The organism is Mycobacterium sp. TY814, assembly GCF_030755175.1.
Classification (GTDB): domain Bacteria; phylum Actinomycetota; class Actinomycetes; order Mycobacteriales; family Mycobacteriaceae; genus Mycobacterium.
Genome location: NZ_JAUFRY010000001.1, coordinates 1424242 through 1439710 on the forward strand (window position 1 = coordinate 1424242; position 15469 = coordinate 1439710).

At 66.2% G+C, this 15469-nt stretch carries 12 protein-coding genes; 4 read left to right on the top strand and 8 right to left on the bottom strand.

Annotated features, from left to right (window positions below; all coding sequences use genetic code 11):
* Window position 1: 1 nt before the first annotated feature.
* The 3 genes from nuoL to nuoN are packed head-to-tail and all read left to right on the top strand — an operon-like array spanning window position 2 to window position 5030.
* Window positions 2-1891 (top strand): NADH-quinone oxidoreductase subunit L, encoded by a 1890-nt coding sequence (nuoL, locus tag QXH22_RS06260; RefSeq protein ID WP_306241851.1) that lies wholly within the window; start codon window positions 2-4, stop codon window positions 1889-1891.
* Window positions 1885-3456, top strand: a complete 1572-nt coding sequence (locus QXH22_RS06265; RefSeq protein WP_306275183.1) for an NADH-quinone oxidoreductase subunit M — start codon at window positions 1885-1887, stop codon at window positions 3454-3456. The genes nuoL and QXH22_RS06265 overlap by 7 nt, the downstream gene beginning before the upstream one ends.
* Window positions 3453-5030 carry an NADH-quinone oxidoreductase subunit NuoN gene (gene nuoN / locus QXH22_RS06270; RefSeq protein ID WP_306275184.1) on the top strand — a complete coding sequence of 526 codons (1578 nt, stop codon included), beginning with the start codon at window positions 3453-3455 and terminating at the stop codon, window positions 5028-5030. The genes QXH22_RS06265 and nuoN overlap by 4 nt, the downstream gene beginning before the upstream one ends.
* Here nuoN and QXH22_RS06275 read toward each other — a convergent pair.
* The 6 genes from QXH22_RS06275 to QXH22_RS06300 all read right to left on the bottom strand — a co-directional run bounded on the left by QXH22_RS06275 (window position 5027) and on the right by QXH22_RS06300 (window position 12468).
* Window positions 5027-8224: a PPE family protein gene (locus QXH22_RS06275; RefSeq protein WP_306241854.1), complete on the bottom strand. Its 3198-nt coding sequence runs from the start codon at window positions 8222-8224 to the stop codon at window positions 5027-5029. The genes nuoN and QXH22_RS06275 overlap by 4 nt on opposite strands.
* A 137-nt stretch (window positions 8225-8361) precedes the next feature.
* Window positions 8362-8796, bottom strand: coding sequence for a hypothetical protein (locus tag QXH22_RS06280; RefSeq protein WP_306241855.1), 435 nt, complete (start codon window positions 8794-8796; stop codon window positions 8362-8364).
* Window position 8797: 1 nt separating this feature from the next.
* Window positions 8798-10048 carry a DUF58 domain-containing protein gene (locus QXH22_RS06285; RefSeq protein WP_306241856.1) on the bottom strand — a complete coding sequence of 417 codons (1251 nt, stop codon included), beginning with the start codon at window positions 10046-10048 and terminating at the stop codon, window positions 8798-8800.
* The gene (locus QXH22_RS06290; RefSeq protein ID WP_371934209.1) at window positions 10045-11007 is read right to left on the bottom strand and encodes an AAA family ATPase; all 963 of its coding nucleotides are present in this window, start codon (window positions 11005-11007) and stop codon (window positions 10045-10047) included. The genes QXH22_RS06285 and QXH22_RS06290 overlap by 4 nt, the downstream gene beginning before the upstream one ends.
* A 31-nt stretch (window positions 11008-11038) precedes the next feature.
* Window positions 11039-11521, bottom strand: coding sequence for a hypothetical protein (locus tag QXH22_RS06295; RefSeq protein WP_306241858.1), 483 nt, complete (start codon window positions 11519-11521; stop codon window positions 11039-11041).
* Window positions 11518-12468 (bottom strand): DUF4129 domain-containing protein, encoded by a 951-nt coding sequence (locus QXH22_RS06300; protein WP_306244365.1) that lies wholly within the window; start codon window positions 12466-12468, stop codon window positions 11518-11520. Before QXH22_RS06300 ends, QXH22_RS06295 begins: the two co-directional genes overlap by 4 nt.
* A 285-nt stretch (window positions 12469-12753) precedes the next feature.
* Here QXH22_RS06300 and QXH22_RS06305 point away from each other — a divergent pair, with 285 nt between their 5' ends.
* Window positions 12754-14034, top strand: coding sequence for an HNH endonuclease signature motif containing protein (locus QXH22_RS06305; RefSeq protein ID WP_306275185.1), 1281 nt, complete (start codon window positions 12754-12756; stop codon window positions 14032-14034).
* 4 nt (window positions 14035-14038) lie between these two features.
* Here the strand turns inward: QXH22_RS06305 and QXH22_RS06310 are convergent, their stop codons facing one another.
* Together QXH22_RS06310 and QXH22_RS06315 are read right to left on the bottom strand one after the other, a co-directional pair.
* Complete coding sequence (locus QXH22_RS06310) at window positions 14039-14836, bottom strand: SDR family NAD(P)-dependent oxidoreductase (protein WP_306241860.1); 798 nt, start codon at window positions 14834-14836, stop codon at window positions 14039-14041.
* Window positions 14833-15435, bottom strand: a complete 603-nt coding sequence (locus QXH22_RS06315) for a TetR/AcrR family transcriptional regulator (protein ID WP_306241861.1) — start codon at window positions 15433-15435, stop codon at window positions 14833-14835. Before QXH22_RS06315 ends, QXH22_RS06310 begins: the two co-directional genes overlap by 4 nt.
* Window positions 15436-15469: the final 34 nt, after the last annotated feature.

The window sequence follows — 15469 nt, forward strand, 5'->3', positions numbered from 1 at the left end:
GATGACTGACTACACCTGGCTGCTGGTGGCGCTGCCGCTGGCGGGTGCTGTGATCCTGCTGTTCGGCGGTAGACGCACCGACGCGTGGGGCCACTGGCTGGGCACGCTGGCCGCGATCTCGGCGTTCGTCGTCGGCGCGATGTTGCTGTCTGAACTGCTAGGCCGCAGCGCCGAAGACCGTGTCATCCACCAGAAGGTGTTCACCTGGATGCCGGTGGGTCAACTGCAGGTCGACTTCGGCCTGCAGATCGACCAGTTGTCGATGTGCTTCATCCTGCTCATCTCCGGCGTCGGGTCGCTGATCCACATCTACTCGATCGCCTACATGGCCGAGGACGAAGACCGCAGAAGGTTTTTCGGCTACCTCAACCTCTTCCTGGCCTCGATGCTGCTGCTGGTGGTGGCCGACAACTATGTGGTGCTCTACGTCGGCTGGGAGGGCGTCGGTCTGGCGTCCTACCTGCTGATCGGCTTCTGGTACCACAAGCCGACGGCGGCCACGGCGGCCAAGAAGGCGTTCGTGATGAACCGCGTCGGGGACGCCGGCCTGGCCCTGGCGATGTTCCTGATGTTCGCCACGTTCGGCACCGTGTCCTACGCCGGCGTGTTCGCCGGCGCGCCCGCCGCCAGCCAGGGCGTGCTCAACGCGATGGGGTTGCTGCTGCTGATGGGCGCCTGCGCCAAGTCGGCCCAGGTCCCGCTGCAGGCCTGGTTGGGTGACGCGATGGAGGGTCCGACGCCAGTCTCGGCGCTGATCCACGCCGCCACCATGGTGACCGCCGGTGTCTACCTGATCGTGCGGTCCAACCCGGTCTTCAATCTGGCCCCCGGCGCGCAGCTGGCCGTGGTGATCGTCGGTGCCGTCACCCTGATGCTGGGGGCGTTCATCGGCTGCGCCAAAGACGACATCAAGCGGGCGCTGGCCGCTTCCACGATGAGCCAGATCGGTTACATGGTGCTGGCCGCCGGCCTCGGCCCGGCCGGCTACGCGTTCGCGATCATGCACCTGCTCACCCACGGCTTCTTCAAGGCCGGACTGTTCCTCGGGTCCGGGTCGATCATCCACGCGATGCACGAAGAGCAGGACATGCGCCGCTACGGCGGCCTGCGCAAGGCCCTGCCGATCACGTTCGTGACGTTCGGGCTGGGCTACCTGGCGATCATCGGTGTTCCGCCCTTTGCGGGCTTCTTCTCCAAAGACGCGATCATCGAGGCGGCGCTGGGCGCCGGCGGCGCCCGGGGCTATGTGCTGGGCGGGGCCGCCCTGCTGGGCGCGGGCATCACCGCCTTCTACATGACGCGCGTCATGCTGATGACGTTCTTCGGTCAAAAGCGTTGGGCGCCAAGCTCGCATCCGCACGAGTCGCCCGCGCTGATGACGGCGCCGATGATCATCCTGGCCTTCGGCTCGGTGTTCGCCGGCGGCCTGTTCGCGATGGGCGACTCCTTGCAGCACTGGCTCGAACCCGTGGTTGGTGTGCACGAAGAGGCGGCGCACGCGTTGCCTGAATGGGCCGTCAGCGTCGTCGCGGTGGCGGTGGTCGTCGTCGGCGCCTTGGTGGCCTACCGGATGTACGGCGGCAAGGCGGAAATTCCGCGGGTGGCGCCCGCTCAGGTTTCGGTGCTGACGACGGCCGCACGGGCCGACGCTTACGGCGATGCCTTCAACGAGGAGGTCTTCATGCGCCCGGGTGCGCACCTGACGGACAGGCTGGTGGCCGTCGACAACGCCGGCGTGGACGGGTCGGTCAACGGCCTGGCCGCCCTGGTGGGCCGGACGTCGAATCGGTTGCGAGGCTTCCAGACCGGCTTCGCCCGTAACTACGCGCTGTCGATGCTGGCGGGGGCGGCCCTGGTGGCCGGCGCACTGTTGGTGGTGAACCTGTGGTGAACGTGCCCTGGCTGAGCGTCCTGTGGCTGGTGCCGCTGGCCGGTGCGGTGCTGATCATTCTGTTGCCGCCGAGCCTGCGGCAGGTCGCCAAATGGACCGGCCTGCTGGTCGCCGTCGCGACGCTCGCGGTCTCGCTCGTCGTCGCGGTCGGGTTCAAGCCCGGTGGTGACACCTACCAGTTCGTCGAAAGACGCACCTGGATACCGGCTTTCGGGGCCGGTTACTCCCTCGGTGTGGACGGCATCGCGCTGATCCTGGTGGTGCTGACCACCATCCTGATCCCCCTGCTGCTGGTGGCCGGCTGGAACGACGGGGGCGACACCAATCCCCGGGGCGTGCACGCGTATGTCGCGCTGACGCTGGCCATCGAGTCGATGGTGCTGATCTCGGTCATCGCCCTGGACGTGCTGCTGTTCTACGTCTTCTTCGAAGCCATGCTCATCCCGATGTACTTCCTGATCGGTGGGTTCGGGCAGGGCCGCGACCGCTCGCGGGCCGCGGTGAAATTCCTGCTGTACAACCTCTTCGGCGGGCTGATCATGCTGGCGGCGGTGATCGGCCTCTACGTTGTCACCAGTCAGCACGGCGGCGGCACCTTCGATTTCGTCCGCATCGTCGACGACGTCAAGGCCGGCCGCCTCGCCGGAGTGGACCCGGTGGTGTTCAAGGCGATCTTCCTGGGCTTCATGTTCGCGTTCGCGATCAAAGCTCCACTGTGGCCGCTGCACCGCTGGCTGCCCGACGCGGCCGTCGAGTCCACTCCCGCCACCGCGGTGCTGATCACCGCCGTGATGGACAAGGTCGGCACCTTCGGTATGCTGCGCTACTGCCTGCAGCTGTTCCCGGACGCCGCAACGTATTTCCGTCCCGCGATAGTCACGCTGGCCATCATCGGGGTGATCTACGGCGCCATCGTGGCCATCGGCCAGACCGACATGATGCGCCTGATCGCCTACACCTCGATCTCCCACTTCGGGTTCATCATCGCGGGCATCTTCGTGATGACCACCCAGGGCCAGAGCGGCTCGACGCTGTACATGCTCAACCACGGCATCTCCACCGCGGCGGTGTTCCTGATCGCAGGGTTCCTGGTATCCCGCGGCGGTAGCCGCAACATCGCCGATTACGGCGGCGTGCAGAAGGTGGCACCCATCCTGGCCGGCACCTTCCTGGTGTCCTGCATGGCGACCCTGTCGCTGCCGGGCCTGGCTCCGTTCGTCAGCGAATTCCTGGTATTGCTGGGCACTTTCAACCGCTACTGGGTGGCGGCGGCGTTCGGTGTGACGGCGCTGGTACTGGCGGCCATCTACATGCTGTGGCTCTACCAGCGGGTGATGACCGGCCCGGTGGCCACCGGGAACGAGAAGATCCGCGATCTGGTGGGCCGTGAGCTGGCCGTCGTCGCCCCGTTGCTCGCGCTGCTGTTCGTGCTCGGCGTCTACCCCAAGCCGGTGCTGGACATCATCAACCCGGCGGTGGAGAGCACCATGACCACCATCGGCCAGCATGACCCCGCTCCCACGATCAACGGCGTACCCCGGAAAGCCGAAGGACCGCACCAATGACGCTGCCCAGCCCCAGCATCGAGTACTTCCTGCTGTCCCCCATGTTCATTGTTTTCGGTATTGCGGTGCTCGGCGTGCTGGTCGAAGCATTCCTGCCGCGAAGGGCGCGCTACGGCGCGCAAGTGGTGCTGACACTCCTCGGGCTGGTCGCGGCCTTCGTCGCCGTGGTCGCCGTGGCGAAGTCGGTCCCGGCCGAGGGCCGGCGTACGGTCCTCGGCGCGGTGGCGGTGGACCGGCCGACACTGTTCCTGCAAGGCACAATCGTCCTGGTCTCGGTGCTCGCCGTCATCTTCGTCGCCGAGCGCAGCCAGCGAACGGTCCCGGCCGCCGAGAAGAGCAAGGTCTTCGCCGGCCTGGATTCCTTCACCCCTCAGGCGTCCGCGGTACCGGGTAGCGACACCGAGCACGAGGCCGAACGCGCCGGCGTCGCCCAGACCGAGCTCTTCCCACTGCTGATGCTGTCCGTCGGCGGCATGATGGTGTTCCCCGCCTCCGACGACCTGCTGACCATGTTCGTCGCGCTGGAGGTCCTGTCGCTCCCGCTGTACCTGATGTGCGGGCTGGCCCGGCACCGCCGGTTGGCGTCGCAGGAATCGGCGCTGAAATATTTTCTGCTGGGCGCCTTCTCGTCGGCGTTCTTCCTCTATGGCGTGGCCTTGCTGTACGGCGCCACCGGCACGCTGACACTGACCGGCATCCGCGATTCCCTTGCCGGCGAGACCAATAAGTCGATGGCTCTGGTCGGCGTCGCGTTGCTGTCGGTCGGTCTGCTGTTCAAAGTCGGCGCGGTGCCGTTCCACTCCTGGATTCCGGACGTGTACCAGGGCGCCCCCACCCCGATCACCGGTTTCATGGCGGCGGCCACCAAGGTCGCGGCCTTCGGCGCCCTGCTGCGCGTCGTGTATGTGGCACTGCCACCGTTGCATCACGACTGGCGCCCGGTGCTCTGGGGAATCGCGATCCTGACGATGACGGTGGGCACCATCACCGCGGTGAACCAGACCAATGTCAAACGGATGCTGGCGTATTCGTCGGTCGCACACGTCGGCTTCATCCTCACCGGCGTGATCGCCGACAACTCCGCGGGCCTGTCGGGCACGTTGTTCTACCTGGTCGCCTACAGCTTCAGCACGGTGGGCGCCTTCGCGATCGTGGGCCTGGTCCGCAATTCCGAGGACGTCGAAGACGCCGACCTGTCGCACTGGGCGGGCCTCGGTCAGCGCTCCCCCATTGTGGGAGTGATGCTTTCGATGTTCCTGCTGGCGTTCGCGGGCATCCCGCTGACAAGTGGTTTCATCAGCAAGTTCGCGGTGTTCAAGGCCGCGGCGCAGGGTGGCGCCGTGCCGCTGGTGGTGATCGGTGTGATCTCCAGCGGCGTGGCCGCCTACTTCTACGTGCGGGTGATCGTGTCGATGTTCTTCACCGAACCCACCGACGACACACCGCATGTCATGGCGCCCGGGGTGCTGAGCAAGGCGGCCATCGCGGTGTGCGCGCTGGTGACGGTGCTGCTGGGCATCTTTCCGCAGCCGGTGCTGGACCTGGCCGAGCGCGCCGCGACATTCGTGAACTAGGTCTGGTCGAAGAATCCCGACTGGTCGTCACCCTTGTTGTAGAAGCCGGAACTGGCGTTGCCCGAGTTCGACACGCCGGAGCTGCCGGCGCCCGAAACGCCGATACCGGAACTGAACTGGCCCGACAGGTTGAACCCGGAGCCGAATGAGCCGGTGTTGCCGAAGCCGACATTGTTGAGCCCCGTGTTGTTGAAGCCAACCAGCTCCGAGCCGTTGTTACCGAAACCCGATATCGCAACGAAGCCACCGGTTTTCACGTTCTGGAAGCCCGACACGGTATCGCCTGAGTTGTTGAATCCCGAGACGTTGGTGGCGCCGGCTGCATGACCGAATCCGGAGACGCTGCCGGGCTGGTCGGTCGCGCTGCCGATGCCGGTGTTGACGCTGCCTGCGTTGAACAGGCCCGTGTTCAGGTCACCGGAATTTCCGAAGCCGGTGTTCAGGGAACCTGCGTTGAACGATCCGGTGTTGCCGCCGAGCCCAGCACCGGCCTGGCCGCCCGCATTGAAATCGCCGGTATTGGCGAAGCCGGCATTGCCGAATCCCATGTTGCTCAGACCGGCGTTGCCGCCGCCGACATTGTTGAAGCCGCCATTGCTGAACCCAGTGTTGTTGAACCCACCATTGCCGAAGCCGGTGTTGATCGCGCCTCCGTTCCAGAAGCCGGTGTTCAGGGACCCGCCGTTGCCGAAGCCGGTGTTGGTGTTGCCTGAGTTGAAGAACCCGAAGTTGCCGTCACCGGAGTTGAAGAAGCCGACGTTGTTGTTGCCCGAGTTACCGAAACCGATGTTGCCGACGCCCGAGTTGAGCGCTCCGATGCCGAACTGGTTGTTACCGGTCAGGCCGAAGCCGATGTTGTTGTTGCCGCTATTGCCGAACCCGAAGTTGAAATTGCCCTTATTGCCGAACCCGAAGTTGGATGAGCCCAGGTTGCCGCTGCCGAGGTTGGACGAGCCCGAGTTGCCGGTGCCGATGTTGCCGCTGCCCCGGTTTCCGCTGCCGAAGTTACCGTCACCGGCGTTATTGCCGAAACCGAGGTTCCCGCTACCGTTGTAGTTTCCGCCACCGAAGTTCAAGGTGCCGAAGTAATTGCCGTTGCCGAAGTTGGTGTAGCCGAGATTGCCGCTGCCCAAGTTGTAGGAGCCCCAGTTGCCGCCGCCCAGGTTGAGGTTCCCGAGGTTGCCGCCGCCTACGTTGACGTTGCCGATATTGCCGGAGCCCAGGTTGAAGTCGCCGGTGTTTCCGGCCCCCAGGTTCCAGCTGCCGAGATTGCCCAGCCCGGTGTTGACGTCAGGCAGTGCAAGGCCGAGTGCAGGTGCGCCGGGCAGCGCGGCCAGGGCTGGGGCCAGCGGTCCGATATCGAGCAGGAACGCGGGCGCGGCAGCACGCCCGAAGATGCCGGCCTGCCCATTACCTGGGTGGAAGAAGCCCGAGCTCGCATTGCCGGCAATCCCGATGCCTGAGCTACCCGCTCCTGCGATTGCGATACCGGCGCTGAGGTTGCCGGAATTCGCAATTCCTACCGTGTCCTGACCGGTGTTGAACCACCCGACCGCACCAGAAGCGGAGTTATTGAAACCTGAGATCAGGGTGGCTCCGACGCCGGCGTCCGAGTTCTGGAAACCGGACGAGAAGCTGGCCGTGTTGTTGAAACCGGAACTGTTTAGTCCTGTGTTGCCGATACCGGAGCCGGTCGCGCCCGGCGGCGTGATCGCACTACCGACGCCGGTATTAAAGTCGCCGGAATTCAGCAAGCCGGTGTTGGTGTTGCCCGCATTGCCGAGACCAGTGTTGAATCCGCCACTGTTCGACATGCCCGTGTTGAAGGCTCCTGTATTGAAGGAGCCCGTGTTGTGCAGCCCGGTATTCCCGGTGCCCATGTTCGATGCGCCCGAATTACCAACGCCCGCATTGAAATCCCCCGAATTTCCGATTCCGAAGTTCGAAGTACCTGCGTTTCCGAAGCCGGTGTTGGTACTACCCCCATTCCAGAACCCTGTGTTGACACCACCGGCGTTGCTGAAGCCGAAGTTGCCGTCGCCGGAATTGAAAATGCCGAAGTTACCGTTACCGGAGTTGAAGAATCCGACGTTGTTGTTGCCCGAGTTCCCGAACCCGAAGTTTCCGGTGCCGGAGTTGAGCGCACCGATTCCGAACAGGTTGTCGCCGGTCAGTCCGATGCCGATGTTGTTGTTTCCGTGGTTCCCGAATCCGAAGTTGTAACTGCCGTTGTTGCCGAACCCGATATTGGTTGAACCCAGATTGCCGCTGCCCAGGTTGAACGAGCCCAGATTGCCGCTGCCGAAGTTGAGACTGCCGAAGTTGCCGCCGCCGAGGTTGCTGCTTCCCCGGTTGCCGAAGCCGGCGTTGCCGTTGCCCGAGTGGCCGAATCCCACATTCAGATTGCCGGAGTGTCCGAGGCCGAGGTTCGTGAAACCGGTACTCCCGAAACCGAGATTGAAGGAACCGAAGTTGCCGCTGCCCAGGTTCAGATTCCCCAGGTTGCCGCCGCCGAGGTTCACGTTTCCGGTGTTGCCGTTACCGAAATTCAGGAAACCGTTGTTGCCGCCCCCAATATTCCATGACCCGATGTTGCCGATTCCGGTGTTCACGTCGGGAATTGCGGCCGCGGCAGCGGCGGCGGATGCCGCCACCTGACCCAACACCGGCAGACCGGCCAGTGCGTTACCCCACGACGACAACGTCGCGGCGGCCGCCGCCGCCCCGCCGTGATAGCCCACCAGTGCCGCCACGTCGGCCGCCCAGAACTCCTCGTACACACTCTCAGCCGCCGCGATGGCCGGCGCATTCTGGCCGAACAAGTTGCCGATCACCAACCGCACGAAGGCATTTCGGTTCGCCGAAACCGCCAGCGGATGCACCGTCGCGGCTCGGGCCGCCTCGAACGCGCTCGCGACCGCTCTGGCCGCCGCAGAAGCATCCCCCGCGCGGCTCGCCGCTACTGCCAGCGACCGCGCATAGACGTCCGCAGCAGCTACCATCTTCGCCGCCGCGGCGCCCTGCCACGCCTGCCCGGCCAACCCCGATGTCACCGCCTGGAACGACTGCGCCGCGGTCGACAACTCCTGTGCCAACCCGTCCCAGGCCAGACCCGCCTCCAGCATCGGCGCAGAACCCGCGCCACGGAACATGCGAATCGAATTGATTTCCGGCGGCAAGCCGAAGAAGCTCATGACCGCGTCCTCCCGATGGACCAGTACGATGACATGTCGCCTGTGACCGCTGTCACATAAGGCGCGCAAGTGACTGTAGAGAACTTGCCCATCGAATGCCGGATTTTTGCTGATTCCCGGCCGCGAGATTCGTTTGCCTAATTCAGAAACGGACGGGTGGCCAGGACATAAATCGCCAGCACGGCTAGCGGCGCCAGCAGCGGCAACCAGGGCACCTGCACCGGAAATGACGTCGCCACCAATCCGACGAAAGTGAAGCCGACGGCGGCGACGATCGTCGGCCAACTGCCGGTGACCACGTCGCCGGACGCATGCCGGCACACCAGGTAGGCCGCGGCGCACAATCCCGACAGCGCGGCCAGCACGTGGGAACCGTCTGAGACCGCGATGAGTAACACCGCCAACAACACGGCAATCGTTGCCGCAGAACGAAATACCGCGCCCAGTCCGACAGCGAGCACGGCAGCGGCTCCGGCGGCCAGCGCAGGCCCGTGCGATCCGATGGTGGCCGCCGCCACCATCAGCAGGCCGAACACCACCGAGAAGACGCGGGTCCCGGACTGCGCGAGCATGTCAGCGCCTCGATCCCCGTACGCGCATCCGACGGTCCGGCATCAGGGCCATCGACTGGTCGAGTGAGCGATCCGACGGCCAGGACAGCACGTCTACGCCGACGGTGGCCATGTCCCGATACATCCCCGAGCGCTGCAGCGCCCACATCTTGACGACCAGTGGGTCGTGCTCGCCCTCGAACGGAGAACTGTCCAGTACGTCCACCACCACCACCACATGGCCGCGCTTACGCAAATCGATGAGCGCCAAGGCGAATTCGGTGTCCAGCAGCGTGGAGAACGCGATGACGATCGCACCCGACGGGACGGCCGCGCGGGGAGCCAGGGTGCCGGTGGTGGTTTCGAATCGCCCGCCGGCATCGAGCACGGTGTCGAGAACGCGATAGAACTGCCGCTGACCGATGTCGGCGCCGAGCCAGCGGGGGCGATTGCCACCGAGAGCGACGATGCCCGCCCGGTCGCCGTGCCGCAGGGCGGTCTGCACCACCTGGGCAGCGCCGCGAACCACGCGTTCGGTGGCAGCGGTTGCGGGCCCGGCCGGCTGGCGATAGGTATCGATCAGCACCACCACGTCAGCGGCGCGGTCGGTCAGGCGCTGCGTCACATGCAGTCGGCCCCGCCGGGCGCTCACCGCCCAGTTCACCGCGCGCAGTTGGTCACCCGGCACATAGAGCCGGATGTCGGCGTATTCCACGCCGGGCCCGATGTGCCGGGTCAGGTGCGCACCCAGCCGGTCGAGCAATTCCACCTGCGGAAGTGACGTCGATTGTGGCGGCGTCAGGGGAAACACGATGACGTCGGCGACATCGACAGTTCCGGTCCCCCTGAGCAACCCGCCCCGCGCGACGACGTCCACCCGGGCCCGCAGGTGGTAGCGGCCCCACCGTTTCGCCACGGCTACAACTGTTTTCGCCTGCGGCTCGCTTTCGGCCTCGTCCAGTTCCATCCCGTCGACGGCCGAGACCGTGAGGTCCGCGGCGGCCGAGCCGTCCGTCGTGGTCCACACCCGCACCCGCGACTCCTCGTTCTCGAAACATCGTTGCGAGTCGGGGTCCGCGTGCACGTGAACCGTCGGGACCGGAGATTGCCAGCTGAGCGAGCACAGCACCCCCAGCAGCGGCGCGGCGAACGCGATGAGCTGCCAGCGTCCGCCCATGACTGCGGCCGCCAGCGCCACTCCTGCGCAGGTGGCGATCGCCAGCGTGAGTGCGGATGCGCGCCAGCGGATCTCGACTTCGCGATGGGTGATCACGTCTGCCGGCGGTCGGCGCGTGGCACGGGCAGGCGCCGCAACAGTTCTCCGACCACGTCGGCGCCCTGGATCTTGCGCACCCACATCTCCGGACGCAGCGTGATCCGGTGGGCAACGGCGGGTACGGCGAGCGCTTTGACGTCTTCGGGGATCACGTAGTCGCGGCCCAACAACAGTGCGCGGGCACGCGCGAGTTGCACCAGGTCGAGTTCGGCGCGCGGACTGGCGCCGACGGCAACCTGGGGATGGTGCCTGGTCGCCGTTGCCAGCGACACCACGTACTGCAGCACGTCCTCGTGCACGGTGACCTGCTCCACCGCTTCACGCATCGCCAGCAGATCGGTTGCGTCCACGACCTGGTTGACCGTTGGCTCCGCCGAACCACGGTCCAGGCGCCGGCGCAGCATCGCCGCTTCATCCTGTTCGGAGAGGTAGCGCAGTTCCAGCCGGATGGCGAACCGGTCCAGCTGAGCCTCCGGCAACGGGTAGGTGCCTTCGTACTCGATCGGGTTGTCGGTGGCCAGCACGATGAAAGGCGTTGGCAGCTTGTGGGTTTGGCCGTCGATACTGACCTGCCCCTCGGCCATCGCCTCCAGCAGCGCCGCCTGAGTCTTGGGGGGCGTGCGGTTGATCTCGTCGCCGAGCAGCAGGTTGGTGAAGATCGGGCCGCGGCGGAATTCGAAACGCCCCGACTGCATGTCGTAGATCGTCGAACCGAGCAGGTCCGCCGGCAACAGGTCGGGGGTGAACTGCACCCGGGTGAATTCCAGTCCCAGCGCGGACGCGAACGAACGCGCGATCAGCGTCTTGCCCAGCCCGGGTAGATCTTCGATCAGGACGTGCCCGCGGGCCAGCAGCGCGGTCAGGATGAGGTTCAGCGCCGAGCGCTTTCCGACCACGACGCGTTCGATCTCGTCGAGGACCGCTTCGCACTGGGCTGTGGTCGTACCAACGGGCATGGCCGCCGGGGTCGTCATCTGTGCTCCATCGTCATACCTTCTCCAACTTACGCAGAATTTCCTCCAGCGCCGCGCGGCCCGGTCCCGGCTGGCTGGCATCGGCATGCCCGACATTGTTCGGATTAACCCATTCCCAGAGTTCGGCGCCGAAAAGCATCTCGCCGGTGGCCCGGAACGCCGCCGGGTCCTTGGCCTGTCGTTGGCCCGTAGTGATCTCAAAGCGACGGGCCAGCATCGGGCGCAGATGACGGTCCCAGTCCTTGCGACTGGAGTCCGACCATCGGATCATCGTCTCGGTGTTCGACAACCAGCGGCGCAGTGAATCACCGAGATCGTCGTGTTCCACCTCAGCTTCCGGCTCACTCGGGTGACCCAGGACGCGGCGCACGTTGAGCAACACCAGCGCCAGGGCCACGCCGGCGCCCACCAGGACGAAGCGGCGGTCCTGCAGAATCAGCGCCAGCATCTCGATCCCGACGATGAGGCAAATACCCAGTGCTATAAGCTTTTTCATGCGACTCTGCCCGCGCGTGGAGCGATCTCGTCGAGCACCAGTTCAAGTACGCGGACCGCTGTCTCACGATGTGCTTCGTCCATCACATGCGGGCTGAACCGGGCTTCCTCGAAGAGATTCACCAACTGGACGGCGTTTTCGGCTCGCAGCGCACGCTGTTCGACCGCACGGGCGAGCACCTCGGTGGGCGTGTCGAACTCCTGCGGCACCGCACCCGGGACGTTGGCCAACTCGCGCTCCATTGCCGCGTAGCAGGCGATGATCGCTTCGCGTGGTTCCCGGCTGAGGTCTGTCATTTCGGCGAGCCCTACCTCCGCGGCCCGCACCAGTGACTCCGAAGCGACGTCCGCAGAGGGCAATTCGGCATGATCGGGAGCCGCTGGTGCTGTTGTCACCGCGCGGCGGCGCCGACGCGACACGATGAAGCCGCCGACGAAAAGCATCAGCAGTACCGGGACAAACGCCACCAGCGACCCGAGCATGTCCGGGCCGTCCTTGGGCCGCGCAGGCTGTTTCGGTTGCGGAGCACCTCCGGTGCCCGGCGGGGTAGCGCCCGAATCCGGTTGCGGCGCGTCAAGACTGATCTGTGGCGGGGTGAACCAGCGGGATACCAGCACCGCGATCAGGAGCCATGCTGCGACCACTCCCAGCGCGATCAACACCACGCGCCAGCTCGGCCGGGCGCTGCCGCCGCCCAGCATGTCGGGCAGCGGGCCGGCGCTGGGCGCCACCGCGCGCGGGTCGCGCAGTCTGGCGATGATCGAGAATGCCAGCAACGCCAAGGTGGCCGCGATCGCCGCGACGAGGAACATCAGCGCCGTCCTGCTCGGCCCCTCCTCGGCAATGCGGCGCCCGTGGTGCGCCGGGAGATACCCGCGTAGCGCGGCGGCAACAAGCATCAGGAGCGCGACCATAGCCACCACCCGCGTGGTGGGCTTGCCGAACATCAGTGACGGTTCCCCGGCGGTTTGGGCCCCATAGCCGAAGGCTAGTGGCGTCGGGCTACCCGGGTCCAGTCGCGGGGGCTTGTCGGCCGGGATGCCTGTTGTGATGTGCCAGGACATCGGCGGCGGTTGGTGTTTAGGAGTTTCGGTGAAGGTGAGCCGCTGCTGTTGGGCTGCGGTGAGCGGGGCCTTCCGTTGCCGACGTATCTCGCCCACGGCCGCGGTTATCCACAAACACGCGACCCTGCCAGAAAGTTTGAGTCAGTAGATCGTGGTACTATCGAACATGTGTTCGACTTCGTGCAGTTCTCGCAGGTGGCCCCCGATGCCACCGAAGCCGAACTCGTCGCGCGCATCGACGCGCTGGAGCAACTCAAATCCGCCGCCGCCGCCGGACAGGCCCGCGCCGCCGCCGCCCTGGACACCGCCCGGCGCGCCGCAGAATCCGCCGCCGGGATCCCCGCAGCCAAACGAGGCCGCGGAGTGGCCAGCGAAGTCGCGCTGGCCCGCCACGACTCCCCGGCCCGCGGCGCCCGCCACCTCGGATTCGCCAAAGCCCTCGTCCACGAGATGCCCCACACCCTGGCCGCACTGGAACACGGGGTCCTCTCGGAATGGCGGGCCACCCTCATCGTGCGCGAATCGGCCTGCCTGGACCTCGAAGACCGCCGCGCACTGGACCGCGAACTATGCGCCGACACCACCGCACTGCACGGCCTCGGGGACAAACGGATCACCGCCGCAGCCAAAACAATCGCCTACCGCCGCGACGCCCGCGCCGTCGTCGAGCGCGCCGCCAAAGCCCCCCAGGACCGCACCGTCACCATCCGCCCCGCCCCCGACACCATGACCTGGGTCAGCATCCTGCTCCCCGTGGCCCAGGGAGTCGGGATCTACGCCGCACTACGCCGCGCCGCCGACACCACCGTCGACCACCGCACCCGCAGCCAAGTCATGGCCGACACCGCCTTCGAACGCCTCACCGCCACCCCCGCCACCACCCCCGCACCGATCGCCCTCAACGTCGTCATCTCCGACCGCGCCCTGCTCGGCGGCACCAACGACGCCGCCCTGCTCGAAGGCTACGGCCCCATCCCCGCCGAGGTGGCCCGCACATGGCTCAACGCCGCGCTGGCCGATCACCACGCCCTGGCCACCCTGCGCCGCCTCTACGCCAACCCCACCACCGGTGCCCTGGTAGCCATGGAATCGCGCGCCCGAGCCTTCCCCCGCGCCCTGGCCGCCTTCATCAACCTGCGCGACCAAACCTGCCGCACCCCCTACTGCGACGCCCCCATCCGCCACCGCGACCACATCCAACCGGTCAAACACGGCGGACCCACCACCGCCACCAACGGCCAAGGCCTCTGCGAACGCTGCAACTACACCAAAGAAACACCCGGCTGGACCGTCACCGCCCACCACCACAACGGCCACCACACCACCGAACACCAAACCCCCACCAAAGCGCGCTACCGATCCACCGCCCCACCGATCTATTCATTCGTCCGCACCAGCGAAGCCGAAGACGCCATCGCCGTGAGACTGATCGAGTTCAATGCCGCCTGACGAGTTACACCGTGAACGGCGCGTAGCTGCCATCGAGCACCTGCAGGTGCCCGATCGTGCGGCCGGTCACCACGCTCGGGCTCACCCGGGCGAGTTGCAGTGCGGCCTGCGCGAATTCCTCGGCGGTGCTCTCGTCGTCGAAACCGCGGGCGTAGTAGGACAGGCCCGGCGTCATGATCGGCTTGGACGGCGCGAGCGCGTTGACCGCGATGTTGTGCTCGGCGAGATCGAGTGCAGCACAACCGGTGAGATGTTCCAGCGCCGCCTTGGAGCCCCCGTAGCCGGGCAGTCCGCCACCCAGCCGCGAGGCGATGGAGGTGATGTTGACGATCGACCCGCCGCCGGCGGTGATCATGTCCGGGCTGACGAGTTGCATCAGCTCATACGCGGCGAACACCGCGATCTCGAAATGCCGGCGGTAGGCGGTCAGCGGGATGCTGACGAATCCCGGATACCGCGCCTTCTCCGCCGCCGCTTTCTTGGCGCGCGGCGCGGCACCCGGCCGTCCCGGCGCGGTGAACGCCGCATTGTTGATCAGAATATTGATGGGCCCCAACGCATCCCGGGCCTCGTCGACCAACCGGATGATGTCATCGTGGTCGGTGAGGTCGGCCCGGATCGCCACCGCCCGTCCGCCGGCCGCCTCGATGTCGGCGACCGTCTCGCCGATGGTTCCGGGCAGCCGCTCATCCCATACGGCCTCGGTGCGTCCGACGACAGCTACCGCCTCACCGTCGGCCGCCAGCGCCAGCGCGATCTCGCGCCCCAGACCGCGACTGGCGCCCGTGACGATGGCCGTCACCGGGTCACCCCATGCACCACGATGGCGGCGGTCTGCTCCACCCAGGCGTCGTCCAACTTCTGGTCCGGATACAGCATCATCCGCAGCATGGTGGCTCCTCCGATAATTTCGATCAGCCGGTCCGGGTCGACGTCGGCATGCGCTTCGCCGCGGTCGATCGCCTCACGCAGCCGCATCCGCACCTCCGCGAACAAACCGTGGAAGCGCGACATCACCCGCGCGTTCAACTCTGGGTCAGCGGTCATATCGGCCACCAGTCCCGGTAGGGCGGCCCGCACCACGGGGGTGGTGAACACGTCGCGGGTGGCCTCGATCATCATCCGGATATCGGCGGCGAAATCACCGGCCGGGGCCACCAACGCCGTCGGCGCCACCGGGAACGCCGCCTCATGCACCAATTCGGCCTTGCTGGACCATCTCCGGTACAGCGCGGACTTCGTAGTACCGGCCCGCTCGGCTACCGCGGCCAGACTGAGATTCGAATAGCCGATGTTGACAAGCAGTTCCGCGGTCGCCGCCAGGATGGCAGAGTCAATGCGTGGATCCCGCGGCCGTCCGGCGCCGGGGACCTTGTCAAGGGTGGACGGGTCTGCTTTCATAACGCTACCTACCGTATCGTAATTACCCCGCAAA

Coding starts and splice junctions, on each gene's coding strand:
- nuoL (WP_306241851.1), top strand. CDS start 2: ATGACTGACTACACCTGGCTGCTGGTGGCGCTGCCGCTGGCGGGTGCT.
- nuoN (WP_306275184.1), top strand. CDS start 3,453: ATGACGCTGCCCAGCCCCAGCATCGAGTACTTCCTGCTGTCCCCCATG.
- QXH22_RS06275 (WP_306241854.1), bottom strand. CDS start 8,224: ATGAGCTTCTTCGGCTTGCCGCCGGAAATCAATTCGATTCGCATGTTC.
- QXH22_RS06280 (WP_306241855.1), bottom strand. CDS start 8,796: ATGCTCGCGCAGTCCGGGACCCGCGTCTTCTCGGTGGTGTTCGGCCTG.
- QXH22_RS06290 (WP_371934209.1), bottom strand. CDS start 11,007: ATGCCCGTTGGTACGACCACAGCCCAGTGCGAAGCGGTCCTCGACGAG.
- QXH22_RS06295 (WP_306241858.1), bottom strand. CDS start 11,521: ATGAAAAAGCTTATAGCACTGGGTATTTGCCTCATCGTCGGGATCGAG.
- QXH22_RS06300 (WP_306244365.1), bottom strand. CDS start 12,468: ATGTTCGGCAAGCCCACCACGCGGGTGGTGGCTATGGTCGCGCTCCTG.
- QXH22_RS06315 (WP_306241861.1), bottom strand. CDS start 15,435: ATGAAAGCAGACCCGTCCACCCTTGACAAGGTCCCCGGCGCCGGACGG.